General features: G+C 46.5%; 19 protein-coding genes, 1 pseudogene and 1 other annotated feature. Of the genes and pseudogenes, 13 read left to right on the forward strand and 7 right to left on the reverse strand.

The features are described from left to right. The first annotated feature begins 388 nt into the window (after window positions 1-388). Entirely contained in the window at window positions 389-1,102 is a 714-nt protein-coding gene (locus PP175_RS08995; RefSeq protein WP_272442412.1) for a response regulator transcription factor, read from the forward strand. Then, window positions 1,090-2,637, forward strand: coding sequence for a sensor histidine kinase (locus PP175_RS09000; protein ID WP_272442413.1), 1,548 nt, complete (start codon window positions 1,090-1,092; stop codon window positions 2,635-2,637). Before PP175_RS08995 ends, PP175_RS09000 begins: the two co-directional genes overlap by 13 nt. Before the next feature lie 16 nt (window positions 2,638-2,653). On the opposite strand, the gene PP175_RS09005 is transcribed toward PP175_RS09000, so the two are convergent. Then, entirely contained in the window at window positions 2,654-3,397 is a 744-nt protein-coding gene (locus tag PP175_RS09005; RefSeq protein ID WP_272442414.1) for a peptidylprolyl isomerase, read from the reverse strand. A gap of 21 nt (window positions 3,398-3,418) precedes the next feature. After that, window positions 3,419-4,135 carry an SDR family oxidoreductase gene (locus tag PP175_RS09010; protein WP_272442415.1) on the reverse strand — a complete coding sequence of 239 codons (717 nt, stop codon included), beginning with the start codon at window positions 4,133-4,135 and terminating at the stop codon, window positions 3,419-3,421. Window positions 4,136-4,306: 171 nt separating this feature from the next. On the opposite strand from PP175_RS09010, the gene PP175_RS09015 reads away from it, so the two are divergent. Together PP175_RS09015 and PP175_RS09020 are read left to right on the forward strand one after the other, a co-directional pair. Then, window positions 4,307-5,437, forward strand: a complete 1,131-nt coding sequence (locus PP175_RS09015) for an HAD family hydrolase (protein ID WP_272442416.1) — start codon at window positions 4,307-4,309, stop codon at window positions 5,435-5,437. Between the two features lie 176 nt (window positions 5,438-5,613). Then, a pseudogene (locus PP175_RS09020) lies at window positions 5,614-7,289 on the forward strand (ABC1 kinase family protein). Window positions 7,290-7,391: 102 nt separating this feature from the next. On the opposite strand, the gene serA reads toward PP175_RS09020, so the two are convergent. Together serA and PP175_RS09030 are read right to left on the reverse strand one after the other, a co-directional pair. Beyond that, a complete protein-coding gene (gene serA / locus PP175_RS09025; RefSeq protein WP_272442417.1) occupies window positions 7,392-8,975 on the reverse strand; it encodes a phosphoglycerate dehydrogenase in 1,584 nt (527 codons plus the stop codon). A gap of 138 nt (window positions 8,976-9,113) precedes the next feature. Beyond that, window positions 9,114-9,347, reverse strand: a binding site (T-box leader). 342 nt (window positions 9,348-9,689) lie between these two features. Beyond that, entirely contained in the window at window positions 9,690-10,187 is a 498-nt protein-coding gene (locus tag PP175_RS09030; RefSeq protein ID WP_272442418.1) for an inorganic diphosphatase, read from the reverse strand. A 105-nt stretch (window positions 10,188-10,292) separates the two neighbouring features. Here PP175_RS09030 and PP175_RS09035 point away from each other — a divergent pair, with 105 nt between their 5' ends. Both PP175_RS09035 and PP175_RS09040 read left to right on the forward strand, forming a co-directional pair. Further along, window positions 10,293-11,102, forward strand: a complete 810-nt coding sequence (locus tag PP175_RS09035; protein ID WP_272442419.1) for a DUF92 domain-containing protein — start codon at window positions 10,293-10,295, stop codon at window positions 11,100-11,102. Between the two features lie 5 nt (window positions 11,103-11,107). Beyond that, window positions 11,108-11,353, forward strand: a complete 246-nt coding sequence (locus PP175_RS09040; protein WP_272442420.1) for a hypothetical protein — start codon at window positions 11,108-11,110, stop codon at window positions 11,351-11,353. 95 nt (window positions 11,354-11,448) lie between these two features. Here PP175_RS09040 and PP175_RS09045 read toward each other — a convergent pair whose 3' ends face one another. Next, window positions 11,449-11,982, reverse strand: a complete 534-nt coding sequence (locus PP175_RS09045; protein WP_272442421.1) for a DUF1003 domain-containing protein — start codon at window positions 11,980-11,982, stop codon at window positions 11,449-11,451. A gap of 334 nt (window positions 11,983-12,316) precedes the next feature. Between PP175_RS09045 and PP175_RS09050 the strand changes: the two genes are divergently transcribed. After that, a complete protein-coding gene (locus tag PP175_RS09050) occupies window positions 12,317-13,114 on the forward strand; it encodes a polysaccharide deacetylase family protein (protein ID WP_272442422.1) in 798 nt (265 codons plus the stop codon). Here PP175_RS09050 and PP175_RS09055 read toward each other — a convergent pair. Then, on the reverse strand, window positions 13,111-13,839 hold the full coding sequence (locus PP175_RS09055; protein ID WP_272442423.1) for a polysaccharide deacetylase family protein: 729 nt from the start codon (window positions 13,837-13,839) through the stop codon (window positions 13,111-13,113). The genes PP175_RS09050 and PP175_RS09055 overlap by 4 nt on opposite strands. A 93-nt stretch (window positions 13,840-13,932) precedes the next feature. On the opposite strand from PP175_RS09055, the gene PP175_RS09060 reads away from it, so the two are divergent. After that, window positions 13,933-14,094: a hypothetical protein gene (locus PP175_RS09060; RefSeq protein ID WP_272442424.1), complete on the forward strand. Its 162-nt coding sequence runs from the start codon at window positions 13,933-13,935 to the stop codon at window positions 14,092-14,094. Between the two features lie 2 nt (window positions 14,095-14,096). On the opposite strand, the gene PP175_RS09065 is transcribed toward PP175_RS09060, so the two are convergent. Beyond that, window positions 14,097-14,306 (reverse strand): ferredoxin, encoded by a 210-nt coding sequence (locus tag PP175_RS09065; RefSeq protein ID WP_272442425.1) that lies wholly within the window; start codon window positions 14,304-14,306, stop codon window positions 14,097-14,099. A 188-nt stretch (window positions 14,307-14,494) separates the two neighbouring features. On the opposite strand from PP175_RS09065, the gene PP175_RS09070 reads away from it, so the two are divergent. The 5 genes from PP175_RS09070 (at window position 14,495) to PP175_RS09090 (ending at window position 20,316) form a co-directional block, all read left to right on the forward strand. Continuing rightward, the gene (locus PP175_RS09070; protein ID WP_272442426.1) at window positions 14,495-15,568 is read left to right on the forward strand and encodes a helix-turn-helix domain-containing protein; all 1,074 of its coding nucleotides are present in this window, start codon (window positions 14,495-14,497) and stop codon (window positions 15,566-15,568) included. After that, on the forward strand, window positions 15,568-17,121 hold the full coding sequence (locus tag PP175_RS09075; protein ID WP_272442427.1) for a RecQ family ATP-dependent DNA helicase: 1,554 nt from the start codon (window positions 15,568-15,570) through the stop codon (window positions 17,119-17,121). Before PP175_RS09070 ends, PP175_RS09075 begins: the two co-directional genes overlap by 1 nt. A gap of 38 nt (window positions 17,122-17,159) precedes the next feature. After that, window positions 17,160-17,750, forward strand: a complete 591-nt coding sequence (locus PP175_RS09080; RefSeq protein ID WP_272442428.1) for a CPBP family intramembrane glutamic endopeptidase — start codon at window positions 17,160-17,162, stop codon at window positions 17,748-17,750. Between the two features lie 53 nt (window positions 17,751-17,803). Further along, complete coding sequence (locus PP175_RS09085) at window positions 17,804-18,577, forward strand: LysM peptidoglycan-binding domain-containing protein (RefSeq protein WP_272442429.1); 774 nt, start codon at window positions 17,804-17,806, stop codon at window positions 18,575-18,577. 92 nt (window positions 18,578-18,669) lie between these two features. Next, entirely contained in the window at window positions 18,670-20,316 is a 1,647-nt protein-coding gene (locus tag PP175_RS09090; protein ID WP_272442430.1) for a DNA repair helicase XPB, read from the forward strand. The last annotated feature ends 14 nt before the right edge of the window (window positions 20,317-20,330 follow it).

Raw genomic sequence — 20,330 nt, forward strand, 5'->3', positions numbered from 1 at the left:
TATCACATAGTTTTGTTATATTTTCCGTGTAAAGTAGAGCCATAAGGAGGTGAGCCAGCACACACAGAACGGCGCAGGCATTAACAACAGGAAATGACACCTTGGAACATAATAAACGAGCACACACCTGACATCAAGCCACTATGATGCCGCTTCTGAACGCAAACACATATTTCACAACAATAAAATAATATAGCTTCACGCTTCTTCTTCCTATAAAACAGCCGACATTTTGCATGCCGGCTGTTTTATTTGGCTTACAATATGGAACGGACATAAGCCGGCTAGCCTAAACGAATCATTTTCATGGAGAACTGCAAGTCCCGCGGACAATCAACTGCCTGATTTATGTTACAATAAACAGTGCGTGGATTTAGGAGGAATGAGAATGAACGGAACGAAGGTTCTTGTGGCTGATGATGATCCGAATGTGCTTGAAATTATTCGCCTTTATTTCTCGCAGCAGCACATTGATCTGGTAGAAGCCTGCGATGGAGCAGAGGCCGTTGAATTAGCCGGTCAAGAGAATCCAGATGTCATTATATTAGATGTGATGATGCCAAGAATGGATGGTTTGGAAGCCTGCCGGGAAATACGTAAATCGCTAGATATACCGATTATTATGCTTTCGGCCAAAGGAGAAGAGTTTGACCGCGTGCTCGGACTTGAACTGGGAGCCGATGATTATGTCACGAAGCCGTTTAGCCCGCGTGAACTTGTGGCGCGGATTAAAGCAATTTTTCGCCGGATGCAGCCGCGAGCTGGTGCGGAAGAGCGAGAGTCTCTTCAGAGTTTGATGGAATTTGGCGGATTGCAAATCGATATAGCCGGCCGGCAGGTTATTATTGCCGGGGAAAAAATTCCGTTTCGTCCAAAAGAGTTTGATCTGCTCGTTTTTCTTGCCCGATCCCCCGGAAGTGTATTCACACGCGAACAGTTGTTAGAACAAATTTGGGGATATGATTTCTTTGGCGATATTCGCACCGTAGATGTCCACGTAAAGAAAATTCGCCAGCACTTGTCCCTGCTCAACAGCGAGTTTATCCATACAGTATGGGGCGTTGGTTATAAATTTGAGGTGGAAGACAGTTGCTCCGCATAAAAAACTGGCTCGGTATAAACCGGAGTATATTCCGCAAGCTTCTTTTCAGTTATATGGTCACGGTTCTACTGGGGCTTGGAGCTGTCGGCCTGTCGATGTCTTATTTTGCGAAAAGCTATATCTATAACGGGACGAAGGATGAACTGCTGCGCAAAGCAAAAAAAGTCAATCTGGCCATTCAAAACAGCCGGGTAGTGGATGCCCATACACAGTCGATGCTGGCTTTTCTAGACCAGACATTCGATACACGAATTTGGGTTTTCAATCGAAACGGACAAATTATTTCAACGTCTACGAAGGATGAAGTTTTTATCGGCAAGTCTGTGGCGCATTCGATTGTGGTGCAGGTTCTTCAGGGAAAAGACGTCGTACAGAACCTCGATTTTAAAGGTTTGACGAAACCGATGATGTCCGTTGTTGTACCGTGGGGCGTAGGGGACAATGTTTTCGGAGGCATTGTGCTGCATGCGCCGATTGAAGGCATTAATGAAACGCTTGGGGTGATGCGGGAGACGATTCTCTGGGCGACGCTTCTTGGGGTCATTGTGACGATGGCGATGGTTTCGTATTTATCTTGGACCATTTCACGGCCACTAAAACGCATTGACCTGGTGGCCCTTGAAATTGAGAAGGGCAACTATGACAAGCGGGTAACGATTACTTCCCAGGATGAGATTGGCGATCTTGCACGTACGATGAACAGGATGGCGGCTACCCTGGAGCAGGTAGAGTTAGAGCGGGCGGATTACGACCAAACACGTAAAGACTTTCTAGCAAATGTTTCGCATGAACTGAGAACGCCGCTTACCGCCATGCAGGGATTTCTGGAAGCCCTGCAGGATGGCCTGGTTGTGGATGAAGGATCTAAACAGAAGTATTATGATGTGATGTATAAAGAAACCATACATATGAGCCGCCTGGTTAATGACTTAATGGAACTGGTAAGACTTGAAAAACATGAGTTGGATTTAGTCAAACGACAGCTGGATATGGAATCGTTCCTACAGCGCTTAACGTTTGCCTTTACGGAGGAGGCCGCCAAGCGGGATCTTCAGCTTGTACTCAACATTGATCGCCCGCTTGTGCCTGTTAATGGGGATCCAGATCGGGTAGAACAGATTTTTATTAACCTGCTGAACAACGCCCTGAAGTTTACGGAAAGGGGAACGGTGACAGTTGCGGCCTCCACTTTTAACGGAGGGGTGCAGGTCAAGGTTCAAGATTCCGGTATAGGAATTAGCCAGCATGACCTGAACCGTATTTGGGATCGGTTCTTTAAAGTTGACCGCGTGAGGTCCAGAAGGGAAAAAGGCTCCGGACTTGGGCTTGCTATTGTAAAAGAACTGGTGGACCTACATCACGGCACCATTCAGGTTGAGAGTGAAGTAGGAAAAGGCACAGCCTTTACGGTTTGGCTGCCAGGTTTGCCAGTGGCAAGTGAAAAAGCAGGGCCACCGCAAGTCAAAAAAGATGCGCCTAAAACGAAAAAAGAGACGACGGAAATCAAAACTGAAAGCATACAAAATCCCCGGTAAACACCGGGGATTTTGTTTATTTTTGTTCAATTTTGATGGATTTGATATAAACGTTCTGAGTTGGGAAGCTTGGGTCACTTTGGTCACTAACGCCCTGGGTAACAGGTGTATTTGCGATTTTATCAATAGTATCCATACCCTGCACGACCTTGCCAAAGATTGTGTAATTGGGCTGGGCGGCCAGGTTTTCTACATCCTTGCCTGAACCGATAAAAAACTGGCTTCCGTTTGTATTAGGGCCAGCGTTAGCCATCGCAACCATGCCTTTTGCGTATTTGTATTTCGATGATAATTCGTCTTCAAACGTATAGCCCGGTCCGCCGGAACCGATTCTCGGATTGCTTTTTAAATTCGCTACATCTCCCCTGGCGAATGGATCGCCGACTTGAATCATGAAGGTTTTCATGATACGGTGAAAGTCAATTCCGTCATAAAAATGCTGGTTTGCCAGAAAAACAAAGTTGTTTACGGTCTTCGGTGCATCTTTGGCGAATAGATCAATCGTGAAACTTCCTTTATTGGTGTCCACGTGCGCCATGTATTGCTTGTTCACATCGATCTGCATCGCAGGAGGTTTAGACCACTGTTTAACGGCGGGCGTCGGGCTGCTGCTTTTGCCTGTGCCTTGATTATTCGCCGCATTTTGGTTATTGGCACTTTGGCCGCTTCCAGAGTTGGCGTTCATGTTGCCGGGTGAACACGCAGCGGCGAACAGAGGGAGCAGCAGAGCGATAGCAGAGGCAACGATTCTCTTCTTCATTATTTTACCTACCTTCAATGTTTATTTAGGTTGCGGTACGACAGGCCGCATGGTGATCTGATTTAGTATAACATTCTTTGGTGCAGCCGCTACCTGATACGCCATATAGGCTACATCTTCCGCTTCCAGCGCATAATCCTTAGGCTCGGTTCCCCCAAAATGCGTCTGAACGGAACCCGGGCAAATAACGGATACTTTAATATTATGGGGTTTTAATTCCTGTGTAAGTACGTCCGTAAAAGCCATCAACCCAAATTTGCTTGTGCAATATCCGCCGCCGCCCTCGAACGTCACCGTGCCTGCCACGCTTGAGATATTAATAATGTGGCCGCTTTTTCGCCTAATCAGGTGGGGTACTGTATATTTGGTGGTAAGAAATGTCCCTTTGAGATTAACAGCCATCATTTCGTCCCACTGTTGCTCCTCGAGTTCATGGATAGCGCCAAAGTGTCCGATCCCTGCGTTATTTATCAGAATATCTATTTTGCCTTTCTCCTCAATCACTCGGGTGATCAGGGCTTGTACTTCTGAACTTCTGGTAATGTCACAGGGGGCCGCAATGATGCTTCCATCAGTGCTTTCAGTGGAAGCTGCAAGGGCTTTTAAGAGGCCAACGTTTCGCGCAACGGCATAAACGGTTGCGCCTTTTTCTGCAAAAAGCAGGCTCATCGCATGCCCAATTCCTTTGCTTGCACCCGTTACAATTACTACTTTATTATGTAAGGACTGAAACTGCATGGACTTCTCCTCCTTAAACCTTGGATAAATGCAGGCGAATGCATTGCGCCGCCTTTCTATTGTAACATATTAGCAGGAGAAAAATTTTCATTGAAAAAAGCGATAATTACCGCGTTAATATGCTAAAATGTTCGTATTATAATGTACATAAGAGGAGTTGGACCTATCACCATGATCCGAACCATATTATTTGATGTAGATGGTGTTTTATTAAGTGAAGAACGCTATTTTGATGCGTCAGCATTGACCGTTTGGGAAATGCTGTTCAGCGGGAAGTATCTTGGGTTAAAACAAGACACGTTTAATCCGGCCCCGGAGGAAGCCGTTATCCGCCGCGTCCGCGAAAAGATATTTGCCGATGATTCCTTTCTCGACTTTGTAAAAACCCGCGGAATTAATGCGAACTGGGATATGGTTTACCTCGCGTTCTCCTATCAGTTGATCTGCCTTTTGGCTTCGCTTCAGGAGAAACATCCGGAGAAAGTAGAGGAGATTCTGCAGAATCAAATCAACCGGGATACAATCATCCAAATCCGCGGGCTGGCAGAAGAAGCGGATTTCACACCTGATTTTGCAGCGTTTGTCGCTGAGTTTGAGCAAGGGAATGCAGAAAAACAAGCCCTTCTTCTTTACTTGAATGACATCGTTAATAAGAAAATGGGAATTCAAACCGATATATTTGGGCGTAAAAGTGCACTCTGGGATCTTTGCCAGGAAACCTTTCAGGAGTGGTATTTAGGGGACGAGCTCGTGGCCGAATCTATTGGGCGGCCGGCCTACCAGGAAGGAAAAAAAGGATTTCTGCAGGATGAAATCCCTATTTTACCGCCGCAAAAAATGGCTGAGGTGCTCAATTCTCTTAAGGACCAGGGCTATGTGCTTGGCATCGGAACAGGCCGGCCTGCGATTGAAACACGCGTACCGCTAGAAGCGCTCGGCTTGCTTAAATATTTTGATCCCAAACGGATTGTGACAGCAAGCGATGTGCTGGAAGCAGAGAAGCGGCACCCTGAGAAGGCTCCTCTGGCAAAACCTCAACCCTACTGCTATATTCAGGGTCTGCTCGGTACAGAAACAAGCGAAGAAGCGTGTTTTGCTCTCAAGCTGCCTATTGACAATGGAGAAGAGGTGCTGGTTGTGGGGGATTCCGTGGCTGATTATATGGCAGCACGCAGTATTGGCTGCCGGTTTGCCGCAGTATTAACAGGGCTGACGGGCCAGGAAGCGCGTGCTAAATTTGAAGAACTTAAGGCTGATTTTATCTTGGATGATATGGCCGAAGTGCTTTCCATCCTTAAATAATCGATTTCAATTAGAAGGGCGTACCTTAACGAGGTATGCTCTTTTTTGTCGATAAAGAAACTTATATGTCCGCGATGTTTATTCTCAATGCATGGATTATTTGGGAAAAGTAGACTAGACTATCCTTGTTGGGGTTGTACCCCTATCAGTTCCGATCTTTTTTAAGGAGGATTCCTGTGTTAAATAGAAAAATGAAACATGCTAATCGCTATCAAGAAATCATCCGTGCATTTTTACGCAATGGTTTTGGTTACATTGTAAAGGAAATGGGTTTGACTGATGTCATGTCGATGCCTAAAAAAAGGGGAAGGCAGATTCCGAGCTTCAACCCAAAACAACCGGGCAAAGAATTCGGTCTTTTCTGCAAGAGTTGGGGCCAACCTTCGTCAAAATGGGGCAAATTGCAAGCACACGCCGCGATGTAATTCCTGAGGATATTATTCAGGAACTGGAAAAATTACAGGATGATGTGCCGCCTTTTCCCTTTGATCAAGTCCGTGAAATTATTGAAGAAGAGCTAGGGGAAACGATTGACAATATTTTTACCGAATTTGATGAAACTCCCTTAGCTGCGGCATCAATCGGACAAGTGCATTATGCCTTACTTCCTAACAAACAGCCTGTGGCGGTTAAAATCCAGCGCCCAAACATTCGATCGGTAATCGAAACTGATTTGGAAATACTTCAGGACTTGGCCAGGATGATGGAGTCCCGATTGGATTGGGCGAAGAAATATAAAATAAGTGATATGGTTGAAGAATTCGCAAAATCCTTACGAGATGAATTAGATTATAGCATAGAAGCGCGCAACTCAGAAAAAATCGCGGCTCAATTCACTGAAGATTCGACCATCCGTATTCCGAATATTTATTGGGATTACTCAACCAAAAAAGTTCTCACTATGGAATACATAGATGGCATAAAGGTGAATGACTTAAAACAATTAGCGGAGAAAGGTTATAACCGTAAAGTGGTGGCTGAAAGGTTATCCCATTGCATTTTTCATCAAATTTTAATAGAAGGTTTTTTTCACGGGGACCCACATCCCGGGAATGTCTGGGTACTGCCGGGAGAAGTGATTGTGTTGATGGATTTTGGAATGGTCGGTCGTTTAAACCCGGACATGAAATACCATTTTGCGTCTTTGGTTATTTCTTTAGAGCGTGGGAGCACAAATGGAATAATCAAAGCTATCACGCGCATGGGATTAATTCCAGTGAACACGGACATGGTCCGATTACGGTCAGAGGTGGATGAACTGAGAGAGAAATATTACGGAATCCCATTAAGTAAATTGAGCTTAGGTAAAGCTATCCATGATCTATTTAGCGTTGCGAGTCATCATGGCATTTTGATCCCGGCGGATTTAATTTTAGTGGGCAAAGCGATTTTAACTGTAGAAGGGGTGGTTGAATTATTAGATCCGGAGTTTAGTGTTATTGATGTTGCGGAACCGTTTGGCCAACGTCTCTTAAAGGATCGCATGAATCCAAAACACATGGCAGGCAATGTATGGAACTTTATGGCGGAATATATGGAATTCCTAGGGGATTGGCCTAAAAATATGAAAGCCTTAACTTCCATAATCCAACAGGGAAAGGTACGTATAGAGATTACGATGCCTGAACTTCATCTTTTGCTGCGGAAGTTGGACAAAATTAGTAACCGTCTTTCATTCAGCATCGTGTTGCTTTCCTTCAGTATTATTATGGTCGGACTTATTATTGCGTCGTCTATAGGCAGGCAATCATCATTCCTTTGGCATATACCAACGATTGAACTAGGCTTCGTAGTGGCGTCGCTCATGTTTATTTGGTTACTTTATTCGATTTATAAATCAGGAAGATTTTAGAGCTGCCTAGTCGATCTCATCGACCTGGGAAAAGATAAAAAGGGCAGAGATGCACCATCTCTGCCCTTTTTGAAAATAACTTTGTTACCTACCGTTTTTGTTTTATAATTCAATTTGTGTAACGCTTGTAATCTCGCTCAGTTCACCCAGGGTATCAAGAACATCCGGGGTTACTTCTTTATCAACAGTCAGAAGCATAATGGCATGCCCGCCCAGATCCTGGCGCCCCACCTGCATGGTGGCGATGTTTACATCATTGCTTCCGAGCAATGTACCCACCCGGCCGATCGCACCCGGGCGGTCTGTATGATGGATTAAAAGCAGATGGCCTTTTGGAGTCGCATCGATTGAATATCCATCAATTTTGATAATTCTCGGACCGTACCCGTTGAGAAGGGTTCCGGAAACTCTTTTCTCTTCCTGGCTTGTTTTTAGTGTAACGGTGACCAGGTTGTTGAAGCCGCCGCCATATGTGGATTTCTGCTCCGTTACATTGATTTCCCGGCTTTTCGCGAGCGTTGGCGCATTCACATAGTTGACGCCGGAACCAAGATGGTAGGAGAGTATCCCTTTAAGCGTTGTTCTAGTAAGCGGAGCTGTATCAATCTCTGTAAGCTCACCGGAGTACGTAACAATCACTTCTTTTAAAGCACCTACGGCAGTCTGGGCGATAAATTCGCCTAGCTTTTCATTTAGATTGAAATACGGCTTCACTTTTTCAAGTATATTAGCAGGTATGGACGGAAGGTTCACAGCGTTCTTAAATGGTTCGTCACGCAGAATATGCAGAATCTCTTCCGATACGTCTACCGCTACGTTTTCCTGTGCTTCGACTGTAGAAGCGCCAAGGTGAGGGGTGACCACTACCTGCGGCAGGCCAACCAGAGGATTTTCTAATGGCGGCTCGACCTCAAATACATCGAGGGCCGCGCCGGCAACCTTGCCGTTTAGAATCGCTTCAAGCAAGGCCTTCTCGTTAATAATCCCGCCGCGCGCACAGTTTATAATCCGTACGCCATTTTTCATTTTTTCAAACTGTTTTGTGTTTATGATATACTTCGTATCCTTAGTAAGCGGTGTGTGGACCGTGATAAAATCCGCCTGGGATACGACGTCATCGAGTGTGCCGTATTGAACCCCAAGCTGCTTCGCCCTCTCTTCTGTAAGGAAAGGGTCATATGCAACGACCTGCATATTGAAGGCTTTTGCCCGCTTGGCAACTTCAGCGCCAATCCGCCCAAGTCCAACGATACCTAATGTCTTGCCATTTAATTCAACACCCGTAAAAGATTTGCGATCCCATTCACCATCCACGAGTTTCTTATAGGCCATTGGGATTCGGCGGGCCAGCGACATAAGCATAGCAAAAGAATGTTCAGCAGTTGAAATCGTGTTCCCATCCGGTGCATTGACCACCACAATTCCTGCATTGGTTGCGGCAGGAAGATTAATATTGTCCACGCCGACACCTGCTCGTCCGATAGCCTTAAGCTTTTTAGCGGCTTCTATTACCGCCGGGGTCACCTTTGTCTGGCTTCGAACAAGCAGCGCATCGTATTCACCGATAATCTCTATTAATTCTGATTCAGATAGTCCCGTATTTTGGATAACTTCCACATCCGGAGCATCCAGCAGCTTTTGAATCCCAAACTCGCTCAATGGATCACTAACAAGCACTTTAAACATTTTTCTAAGCACCTCCATGTAATTGGCCAATCCCACTCGTTTATATCTAGAAAAATACAGCAGCATTGCTGCTTGTATATAAGGACGTTGATCTCCTTATATACTAAAAAACCTTCCATCCCTCACCACAAATTAGTAGTGAGGGGCGAAAGGTTTGATTCGCGGTGCCACCCTCATTCGCAGTGCCTTCTCAGAAACTGCCTCATCCGGTCTAGGAAACCGGCGTCCATAACGGAGACGAACCCGTTCAAGCCTACTAATCTTCAGCCTGTCAGCTCAAGAGCGCTTATCATACAGGAGAAACACCGATTTGCAGCAACCACCGGCTCTCTGAAGTTCCGTTCTGCAGACATTCTCTTTCCTAGCTGTTAAGTGTTAAATGTTTGTGTTATAATATAAATCTACTTCAAATCGACAAAACTGTCAAGAGTTAATCGAGAAAAACTTAACATTAAACTTTGAAACGACGTTAATGTTCGTCTTTTTTTATAAAATATTATTTTTATTCTACCAAGATATGAATAGGATGTAAAGAGTTATACGCTTTGTTAGGTAAGAAAGATTTTGAAAATAGCAAACTGCCTGCTGATAGTTGCAATTTGAGGATAGATAGCGGATAGGGCCATCACAGGGTAAATAAACAAGAGGCACCCCCGACAGAAGATGCCTCTTGTTTATTTAGGTAAAGCAATATGTACAATGACTTGCTAACAATTATTTGCCTTGTTGGTAGCGTGCTTTGCACTCTTCAATAAGCTGTGCCGCTTTTTCAGCGCCTTCCCAGCCCTCGATTTTTGTTTCTTTGTTTTCGAGATCCTTGTAACGCTCAAAGAAATGGGAAATTTCTTTGGTGATATGCTCCGGAATATCGGAAAGTGAATAGATATCTTTGAAGCGAGGATCATCCACAGGTACACCAAGCAGCTTTTCATCCTGTCCCTTGTCATCAGCCATAACGAGAACACCGATAATACGTGTTGTAATAACACAGCCAGGGAATGTAGGATTGGTTACAAGCACGAGCGCATCAAGCGGATCCCCGTCAAGTGCCAGCGTGTTATCCAGATAACCATACTCAGCAGGATAAAACATTGGAGAGAAGAGTACGCGGTCCAGACGGAATACGCCAGCTTCTTTGTCGTATTCATACTTGTTCTGGCTACCTGTAGGGATTTCAACAAATACATCAACTACTTTGTTTTCAAAAGACATAGAGGTTCCTCCTTTTGTTTAAACATGTCTTGCATGCGATACGCTTTATTATAGCAAGATCGCTGCCATAATGAAAGAAAATACAGAAGGGAAGGAGAAACAAAAATGGCCGTAAAAATCGCAATCGGGCTGTTGGCGAGTGGGGCAATTGCCGGAGCAGCGTACCGCAAAGGTTCCCTCTCCCGCAGTGGATGTGCCGCCGCCATCGTACTTGGAACACTGTTGTTTGCGCTGGGGAGTCTAAAGTGGTATGGCCTGCTGCTGGCTTTTTTCATATCTTCCAGTATGCTTTCTCATCTGAAGAAGGATAAGAAAAAAAAGGTAGAGGATTTGTTTGCCAAAGGGGGCCGGCGGGATTGGCTGCAGGTAGCGGCAAATGGCGGCATTGGCCTGGCCGCTTTACTGGGTATGTGGGCAACAGGCCACGAATCAGGGTGGTATATGTTCTTTATTGGAACTATGGCGGCAGTAACAGCCGATACGTGGGCAACTGAAATCGGCGTCCTTTCCCGCTCAAAACCGTTTCACATTTTAACGTGGAAAAGGGTAGAGAAGGGGACATCAGGTGGAATCAGCCTGCTTGGCATGGCGGCTACTGTCGCCGGCGGCCTGTTCATTGGTGGATGCGCGCTGCTCTTTGACTGGGCAAGCGGGCAGGGTTGGCATGGCGGGCAACTCGCTGCCGGCTTGTTCGGCGGCCTGGCGGGAAGTTTAGCGGATAGTTTGCTGGGAGCCACACTTCAGGTTATGTACCGCTGCGTAGTGTGCGGAAATCATACGGAAAAGAAAGTACACCATGGATATGCTGCAGAGAAGATTTACGGGTATAGTTGGTGCACAAACGATGTAGTGAACCTGTCAGGCTCAATAATTGGAGGCTTAGCTGCAAGCCTGGTCTACATAATCACCGGATAACAGCCGTGGAGACACTGCACGCAAAGCAGCGAGTTATTAAACTTATTATCGTCGGCTGCCGTCTATTGTGGATTTTACGAATTCAATTTGATCATATTAATAAGAAAAGGAATGGTGAGCAAATGGAAAAGAATGAACAACGACTCTTAGATATGGATTCGGATAGAAATGAAGACTCGAATCGAGAGGAACTATTAGACGAATCGCTTGAAACTTTTATCGAAGAAAAAATCGGCAAACGCAACTTTTAATATTTTGATCCAGCAGCGGCCCAATAATCGCATAGAAGTTGAAAACCTTTCTCTGCATGGACGGGAGAAAGGTTTTCTAGTTAGCAAATAGATGCTTATTTATCCCGAGCCTGCAGCAGCTGCTTAATTTCTTTTAAATCTTCTTCCAGCCGGTGCAGGTGGCTTTGCATATCGTCAATTTCCTGTTCTGCTTTATAGTTTATGGCGAAATCAATAATGGCTTCCTGTTTATCCCTGGCCGCCTGGCGATTCTGGCTCATCATGATCACGGGTGCCTGAAAGGCCGCAATAAATGAAAGAATTAGGTTTAGCAAAATAAACGGCTCAGGGTCAAAATGGCGGGTAAAACTTACCGTATTCCATACCATCCATAGGGCTAAAAACAAGGCGAAACAGATGATAAACCGCCAGCTTCCGCCAAAAGCGGATATCTGATCCGCCAGCCGGTCAGCCTTGGTGGTTTTGCGAACGTATGCGTCATTTAAGTGCGTAAGAATCGATTTTTCATAGTGGTCAACAAGCCGGTCAATGCGTTTCGCATCATCTTTATTAAGCTCAATATCGAACCCCTGTATAACTGGTGGTTCCTCAATAAAGCCCTTGCGTTTTGAAATAAATTTCTTTCTCATACTTATTAACTCCTCTCTACACGGAGGGAGCCTATAATACTGCCTGCTACATAGAGTCGGGTACGAACCGTGTGCAATTCGGCCCCGGATGTTTTAGAAATATTATGACTCCCACTCGCTCTGGTAACGGGTCGGGATTACTGGAACCTGAACTGCCCATCGAAACGTCTCAACTCCTTTTCAGATAGAATCCATAACTATAATACGCTCACAATGGCAATTTATAAATGAAAAAAGGGTTAACTTTGCATTAATTTTTGGATAATTCCTCGATTGTTTAAAGTATGCGGGGAGCCAAATAGCGGAAAAGTAAAGGGAAAAGGAATGAGGGATTGTGTTCAAAAAAGTAATGATACTATTTCTGCTTACTTTACTGGTTATTCCGCACTATGCAGCAGCCGGCCAGCCCGCGACACATGTTTCTACAAGGAGCGTCCCCGTCCTTTTGTACCACCATTTGTTAACCAGGAGAGAAAAGAACAAAGCCTATAAATACAACGATGCCGTAATAACGACTGAAATGTTTGTCTCGCAGATGAAGCTCTTGCATGATAACGGTTATAAGACACTTACCCTTAACGAACTAGAGCGGTTTGTCCGCGGGGAGGAAAGTATTCCCGATAAAAGTGTTGTAATTACGTTCGATGACGGGTATTTAAGCAATTTTAAATATGCTTATCCCATTCTCCGCGCTTATCATTACAAAGCGGCTATTTTTGCTATAACCGGGAACATTCGGCGGTCGCCAGAAGTGTTTACTGCTGATGGACTCAATTTCATAAGCTGGCAGGAATTGCAGGCTCATGCCGACGTTTTTCAGTATGAAGGGCATACGGGATATTTACACCGGAAGGATGGGGGCAGAAGCTGCCTTCTTTCGCGGGTACCGGAGGATGTGCTGGCGGATTTAGCGGAGTCGAAACAGATGCTGGGGTGCCGCTATTTTGCTTATCCTTATGGGGAGTATGACAGGCGGCTGGCAAAACTTGTGCAGAAGGCCGGCTATAAAATGGCATTCACTACCTACCAAGCAAAAGTAGAGCAGGGAATGCCGCTTTATGAGCTACCGCGCTACGGGATAGACCCTTCCACTTCCACCCGGTCTTTTAAGAACATGGTGGGCATCCGCTAACCGCGATCCTCATCGCTTTGCGATATTAACTCAGATATCGTCACGAAGGAGTACCCTTCCCGGCTCAGAATCTGTAAAATCTGGTCCAAAGCCCGTACCGTTTGCGTCCGATTAACGCCTGAATCATGCATCAAAATGATATTTCCTGCCTTGGCATTCTCTGTTACCTGTCGCACGATACGATGGATACCAGGGTTGGCCCAATCTCTCGAATCCTGATGAGCAGACCATAGGATGGGAACCAGGTGTTTTTTCTTTACAGCGTCCAGCACCATCGGATTGTACATGCCACCCGGCGAACGGAAGAGCGCGGGGAATTCACCGGTTAGTGAGTGGATGATATCATCCGTTTTCTGAATTTCTTCAAGCAGTTTACTTGAAGAAATCCGGTTTATGCGAGGGTGCGAAAATGTATGATTCGCAATCTCATGGCCTTTCTGCTTTAATTCTTGCACAACGGATGGATAATACTGGGCCCGCTCCCCGACGACAAAGAACGTCGCTTTTGCCTGGTATTTGTCCAGCACCTTCATAATTTTACGCGTGTAGACCGGGTGAGGACCATCATCAAACGTCAAGGCAATTATTTTCTTCTTTACCGGGACGCGGCGTATAATGTGTTGATTGCTGGTGGACGCACTGCTAATTTCCGCTGCATAAGGGGATGTGGAGAGAATAAATGTAAAGAGCACAAGCATTAGCTTATATAACAATGAATTTCTCATGGCAACCAATCCTTTAGGACGAAAATTAAGGCTATATATAGGTTGTTCAGTTTGTTTGCTATTACCAGCGGAAAGTATTAGGTGATGATTCACATGGCAACAACAAAGAAGCCTGATTCCATGAAAAGGAACCAGGCTTCTGTTGCCATCCAGTTAGAACTACATTTTTGGACACAATTTATTATATTGCCGGAATTCGACCGGATTATAACAATGCGAAAGACTTCAACCGTGAACGAAAATGCAGCAAGTTAAAATTATTCTTCAACTTTAATAGAATCTGTAGGGCAGCCTTCAGCAGCATCGCGAACATCATCCATAAGGATGTCAGGAATTTCAGCTGTTTGGCTATTGTCATCGATTTTGTTGTAAGCGATACCTTCATCATCATAATCGAAAACGTCAGGTGCTGTTGCACCACATGCTCCACATGCAATGCAAGTGTCTTTATCAACCCATGTGATCATAATCTCTTTCACCTCCACATTTATGCAAAAAGCTCATGTCTACTTCTGTTACTCATTTTAGTCATTATGCGCCTGAATTTCAAGCAGGTTGTGAAAAAAATAAAGGACGATAAATCGCCAAACCCCAACAAATTGTGCATGTAGTATAATAACTGTAAGAAAATAGATGGGAAAAGAGTAGGTGCAGAATGCAGGACGATTTTATGCACGGATTGTTCATACTTGCCGCGCAGCGGTTAAGTGGGCAGCGAACGCCACGAGCGCTGGTACATCTCATGAAAGGACGGAAAAACAATCAGGTTCTTTCAGATGCTTCGTTGTTTCAGTTATCACTTCTCTATGGTTTCTTGTCAGCCTGGGATAATAAAGAGATTGAAAACGTGGTTGGCGAACTCTTTGAACTCCACTGGATAACGCAACAGCAGGAAGGGTCTAAGGCTATCCTGCTGTGCACTGATGAGGCAAAAGGCCAGCTTGCCGCATGGGAGCAGATATATAGATATTCCGCATGCATGCAGGCTGTTTCAACGGTGCAAACGCGTGAGCGCACGGTGCGGTTTTGGAAAAGACTTGAACTGCTCGTGCAAACACTCTCCAATCTCACCCAGCAGCAACATCGTTTTTTGCCTGTCATTGAAGAGCGAAACGTTCAGCATGAAGTCAGACGTATTTTAAAGCAATATGGCACGCAGGAATTGGCGCGGCAATTAAAATTAGAACTAGCCGAATGGATGGGCCATCTATCCGAATGGGAACAAAAAATTGTTTTGTTAAGGCTAAGCGGCAAACAAAAAGCCGGACAGACATATAACCAAATCGGTGAGCTGTTAGCGAAACCGGAGGGTTTTGTTTTGATGCACCAGCTGCGGATGGGTGCAGAGCGGATTAGGACAATGGATAGCGTACAGACGGAGGGCTTTTCGGTTTTAAGGCTGCTGGATGATTGTGCGGAAGAAACTGCCCTTAGTGAAAGCGCCAGGCATACGAAGAACTTGCTTGATGAAGGGCTTTCACTGATGGAGATTCAAAAAAGGCGTTCACTTAAGCGGGGAACGATCGAAGACCATCTTGTTGAAATCGCGCTTAGCTCTCCCCTGTTTGACATTACCCGGTTTGTTGAAAGGGATAAAATTGACTTTATCCATGCCATTATGCACAGCCACCAAACCCGGCGTCTTGGAGAAATTAAGCGAATAGCAGGTGAATCCTGCACATACCTGGATATTAGGCTTGCGTGTACAAGGAGCCGGATGGAGGCATAATGAAGGAACATATCACAAAGGCGCTAAAGCACTTTTTTTCCTATGATCATTTCCGGCCTGGACAGGAAGAAATCATTAGCAAGGTCCTTAACGGCCAATCGGTTCTGGGCGTTCTTGCAACGGGTGCGGGGAAATCCCTATGTTACCAGCTTCCGGCGCTTACCCTTCCCTACATGACAGTTGTCGTATCCCCTCTTATCTCCCTTATGGCCGACCAGGCGCGCGGCCTCCGCAGTAGAGGCATCGGAGGGGCCGATTATATTAACAGTTCTTTGGCACAGCAGGAGTACAGGGAGAAAATGAGAAGGCTTCAGGAGAGGCAAATTAAAATTCTGTATGTGTCACCGGAAAAGCTTCTGCAGGAATCCTTTATTCAGCGGCTGGAACAGCTGCCAATCTCGTTGTTTGTGGTCGACGAAGCCCACTGTATCTCCCAATGGGGCCATGATTTTCGGACCGACTACCGCAGGCTGCGGACAAGCGTACAGCGTTTAGGCGGCCCGCCCGTACTCGCATTGACTGCTACGGCCACGGAGGAGGTGCAGGCCGATATCCGCCGTCTCCTTGACATACCGGAGGATCAAACGGTCGTGCAGCCAGTTAACCGGGCGAATCTTTGTTATGACGTGCAGTATGTATATAGCGATACAGAGAAAAAAGAGCGGCTGCAAACGCTCATCCGGACCCTGCAGGGACCCGGCCTGGTTTACTTTCGCTCGCGAAACGGGGCGGAGCGGGCGTGTGCGCTTGCGAGGGAAGAGGGGAAGACATGCGCCTTTTACCATGCCGGCATGGAGGCGGCAGAGCGGCTCTTAATCCAACAGCAATTCTTAAATGGCGAGCTGGATATCATTTTTGCGACCAATGCATTTGGCATGGGGATTGATAAACAGGATATTCGCTACATTATTCACTATCATTTGCCCGCTGATTTAGAATCTTACCTGCAGGAGATCGGCAGGGCGGGCCGCGATGGCAAGCCTGCCTATACCTGTTTGCTGTATCAGCCTGAGGATGTGATGCTACCGAGGCAGCTGATTGTAGAAGAATACCCTACTGACAAGCAGATCGCAGAACTGAGCCGTCACATAGCGAGGCATATTGGACAGCGATTTATTGTGGAACAAGACGCTGGATTGATGCAATGGGGAATGACTGAGCAGCAGCTCGAGATCGCCTTCTACCATATGGAAAGGCTTGGTTGGCTGAGCCACACGGAGCGCGTGATAAGCGGCTGGCAGCTGGAGGTGAACGCTTCTGTTCCCGTTAATTACCAGCCTCTTCTCACGAAAATAGAGGCGCGCCGCCAGGAAAGGTATGATAGATTAAGAAAGATGCAGCACTGGGTTGAGTCCCATGCATGCCGGCGTGCCGAAATCGGTCGCTATTTCTCTCAGATAGGGGGAACTGCCAGCGCAAGCTGCTGTGATCGCTGTGGCGTTGCAATGGCGCTTTATGAAAAGAAGGCCGGCCAAGTTAACGTGCCAAGGGAGCCGCAATTGTGGAGCTGGCAGGAACAATTGGATGCACTTCTTCCTATAAACGACCTGTAATCTTGGTTTACACTGGCGGATGGAGAGGACGATAAGAAATGGACCTGCAAGAAAAGGGACTTTCCCAACGTGTACTTCTTTTGAATGTGTATATTTCGCAGGGGATTTTATTCGTTATCGGCCTGCTAGGCGTTTTCGTATTCTACATGCGCAAAGGCATGGTGTTAACGGATTTATTCTCCTTCGGGAATATTAGGCCAGCCATTCTGCTGGGCGCCGCAGCCGCTGGGGCCGTTGTCGCGGCCGAAGCTGCCATGATAAGGGTTCTCCCGCCTCAAACATTCGACGACGGCGGTCTAAATGAACTGCTGTTTAAAGGACTGCCGTACTGGCACATCGCATTTATTGCTCTGGTTGTTGCCTTCTGTGAGGAACTGCTGTTTCGAGGCGTTATGCAGCCGAATCTTGGGCTGTGGGCAACCAGTGCCCTATTCGCACTCATCCACGTACGCTACCTGAAGAAATGGGTGATGTTCGTGACGGTTCTCACGGTCAGCCTTCTACTGGGATGGCTGTATAACCGCACAGGCTCCATCTGGTCGGTTATTACCGCTCATTTTCTGATTGATTTCATATTGGGTTGTTTTTCACGGAATGATTGGTTTATTCGGAAAAAAGAAGGGTTTTAGCGACGAAAGCCGAATTGTTTTTGACATAATCTGATAAATAGTGAGGCGTATCTATGGATAAAGATAGGATGGAACATTCCGATCAAGCTGAAGAATTGCGTTCCAAGATGGAACAGATGCGCGCACCGGTCTATTCTGTGCCTTCAGTGGATTCGCTCCCCCCTCGAAAACAGGCGCATCCTAAACCCCCGCCTCCGAGAGCAGCTTTGTTTTTGGGAGGGGCTGTTCTGCTTCTGGTGCTGTCAGGCGGGGGATTCTGGGCATATAAAGCGTCTAAACCTGTGGCACCTGCATTTTCAAGTGGGAGCACTTCACAGCAACCCGCTGACAAAACGGGTTCTTCAGCCAACAACGGCAAACAAGGAGAAACAATTGGAGCCAAGCAGAATGGCGGCAGCTCGCCTGTAAATCAGACAAGTTCAGTCCGACCAGGCTCACCTGCACAGAGTGGACAACAGCAGGGAGCGAAAACTGGGTTGGACAGGAACACTACAGGGCTGTCTGCAAAAACTGCGCCAGCCACGAACGCGGCGGGTTCGTCTGCTAAAGCGGTGCACGCCGCTGCGCCATCTGTGCCGCCTGCTGCTTCTAAAACATGCACAGAGCAGAAGCCGGCGACTGTGTCACAGGCGTCCAGTCCGAAGGCGCAGCCGCGAAACCGGGTTCTCTATCACCGGGTACGGCCCGGGGAAACGCTGTACAGACTTTCGCTTCGTTATTACAATACAGGACAGTATCAATATTATCTTGCCAATTACAACGGTATCAAGGATGCAGAGAATGTGATAACGGGCACCTATCTAAAAATACCTATACCACCCCGCTAAAAAAGGGTGGTTTCTTTCATTGCAACAGGAAAGCGGGACATGTCTGCCGTATTTTTCTTATCTGGGGAACACTATGGAGAGGAGGTTATGCCATGATGATGAATCGGCCGCTTATTGTGCAGGGAGACCGCACGCTTCTCCTTGAAGTGAATCATGAACTATACAAGCAAACAAGAAGCGCTATTCTCCCCTTTGCAGAACTTGTGAAAAGTCCCGACTACATTCATACATACAGAATCACACCGCTATCGCTCTGGAATGCAGCTTCCTTAGGCATGCAGGACGAGCAAATCATCGAAACGCTTGAGCGCTATTCTAAATACCCCATACCCCGAATGCTGGTTCAGGAAATCAAAGATACGGTATCCCGATTTGGGAAGATTATGATGCGTTTTGAAAATAATGATTTGCTGCTTGTTTCAGAAGACGATGGCAGCATGGAAGAACTCCTTAGCTACCCCTCATTTGCCCGGCATATTCTACGGGTCGTTAATCCTTATACAGTGGCCGTGCCGAAACAATTAAGAGGTTTAATTAAGCAATCCTTGCTAAAACTTGGGTATCCTGTGCGGGATTTATCCGGTTATTCAAGTGGCGAACCGCTGGACGTAACCCTAAACAACGAGGAAGGATTTACGCCCCGCTCTTACCAAATAGAAGCGGTCGACGCTTTTTATGCAGGAGGAAGCGTATATGGAGGCAATGGCGTCGTGGTATTGCCGTGTGGGGCTGGCAAAACCATTGTCGGAATTGAGACGATGGCACGAATTAAAATGGACACGCTTATTCTCACAAGCAATACGACATCTGTTCACCAATGGCGGGCTGAGATTTTAAAATGGACAACGCTTTCCCCTGATCAGGTTGGCATTTATACAGGCAGTGAAAAGGAAGTATGCCCGGTTACCATTTCAACTTATCAAATGATGACCTATAAAAACGCTAGTGGGGAGTTTCCACACCTCGATCTTTTCCACAGGCGTAACTGGGGCCTTATCCTGTATGATGAAGTCCATCTGCTGCCAGCGCCGGTATTTCGCATGACAGCGGATATACAAGCCAAAAGGCGCCTCGGTTTAACAGCCACACTGGTACGTGAAGATGGACGTGAAGAGGACGTATTCAGTTTAATTGGACCAAAGAAATATGAGCTGCCCTGGAGAATTTTGGAGGAAGAAGGGTACATTGCCCGCGCTTCTTGCACTGAGATCCGGCTCCCTCTGGTGGGCCAGGAACGGAGCCGCTACATGGAAGCCGGCGAAAGGCAAAAGTTTCGCATTGCGTCTGAGAACTCCCGCAAAATCCCGGCTGTTAAGAACCTGCTGCAGCGGCATGCGGGTGAGCAGGTTTTAATTATTGGACAGTATGTATCACAGATGGAAGAGCTATCGCATGAGTTGGGGATTCCACTGATAACAGGCAGGACGCCAAATGCAGAACGGGAGACCCTTTATACCCAATTTCGCAGGGGAGAGATATCCAATCTGATTGTGTCCCGGGTTGCCAATTTTGCGGTCGATCTTCCAGATGCAAGTGTAGCGGTCCAAATATCCGGCATGTTTGGGTCGCGCCAGGAAGAAGCCCAGCGCCTCGGACGGATACTGCGCCCGAAGAAGACCAACCAGGCCTACTTTTATACGCTTGTCTCGGCCGGTTCGACGGAGGAAACGTACGCCTTAAAAAGACAGATGTTTCTGATAGAGCAGGGGTATTCCTACAAGGTCGTATACGAAGAGTGAGAAAAAACCGCCAA

Source organism: Aneurinibacillus sp. Ricciae_BoGa-3, assembly GCF_028421645.1.
GTDB lineage: Bacteria > Bacillota > Bacilli > Aneurinibacillales > Aneurinibacillaceae > Aneurinibacillus_B.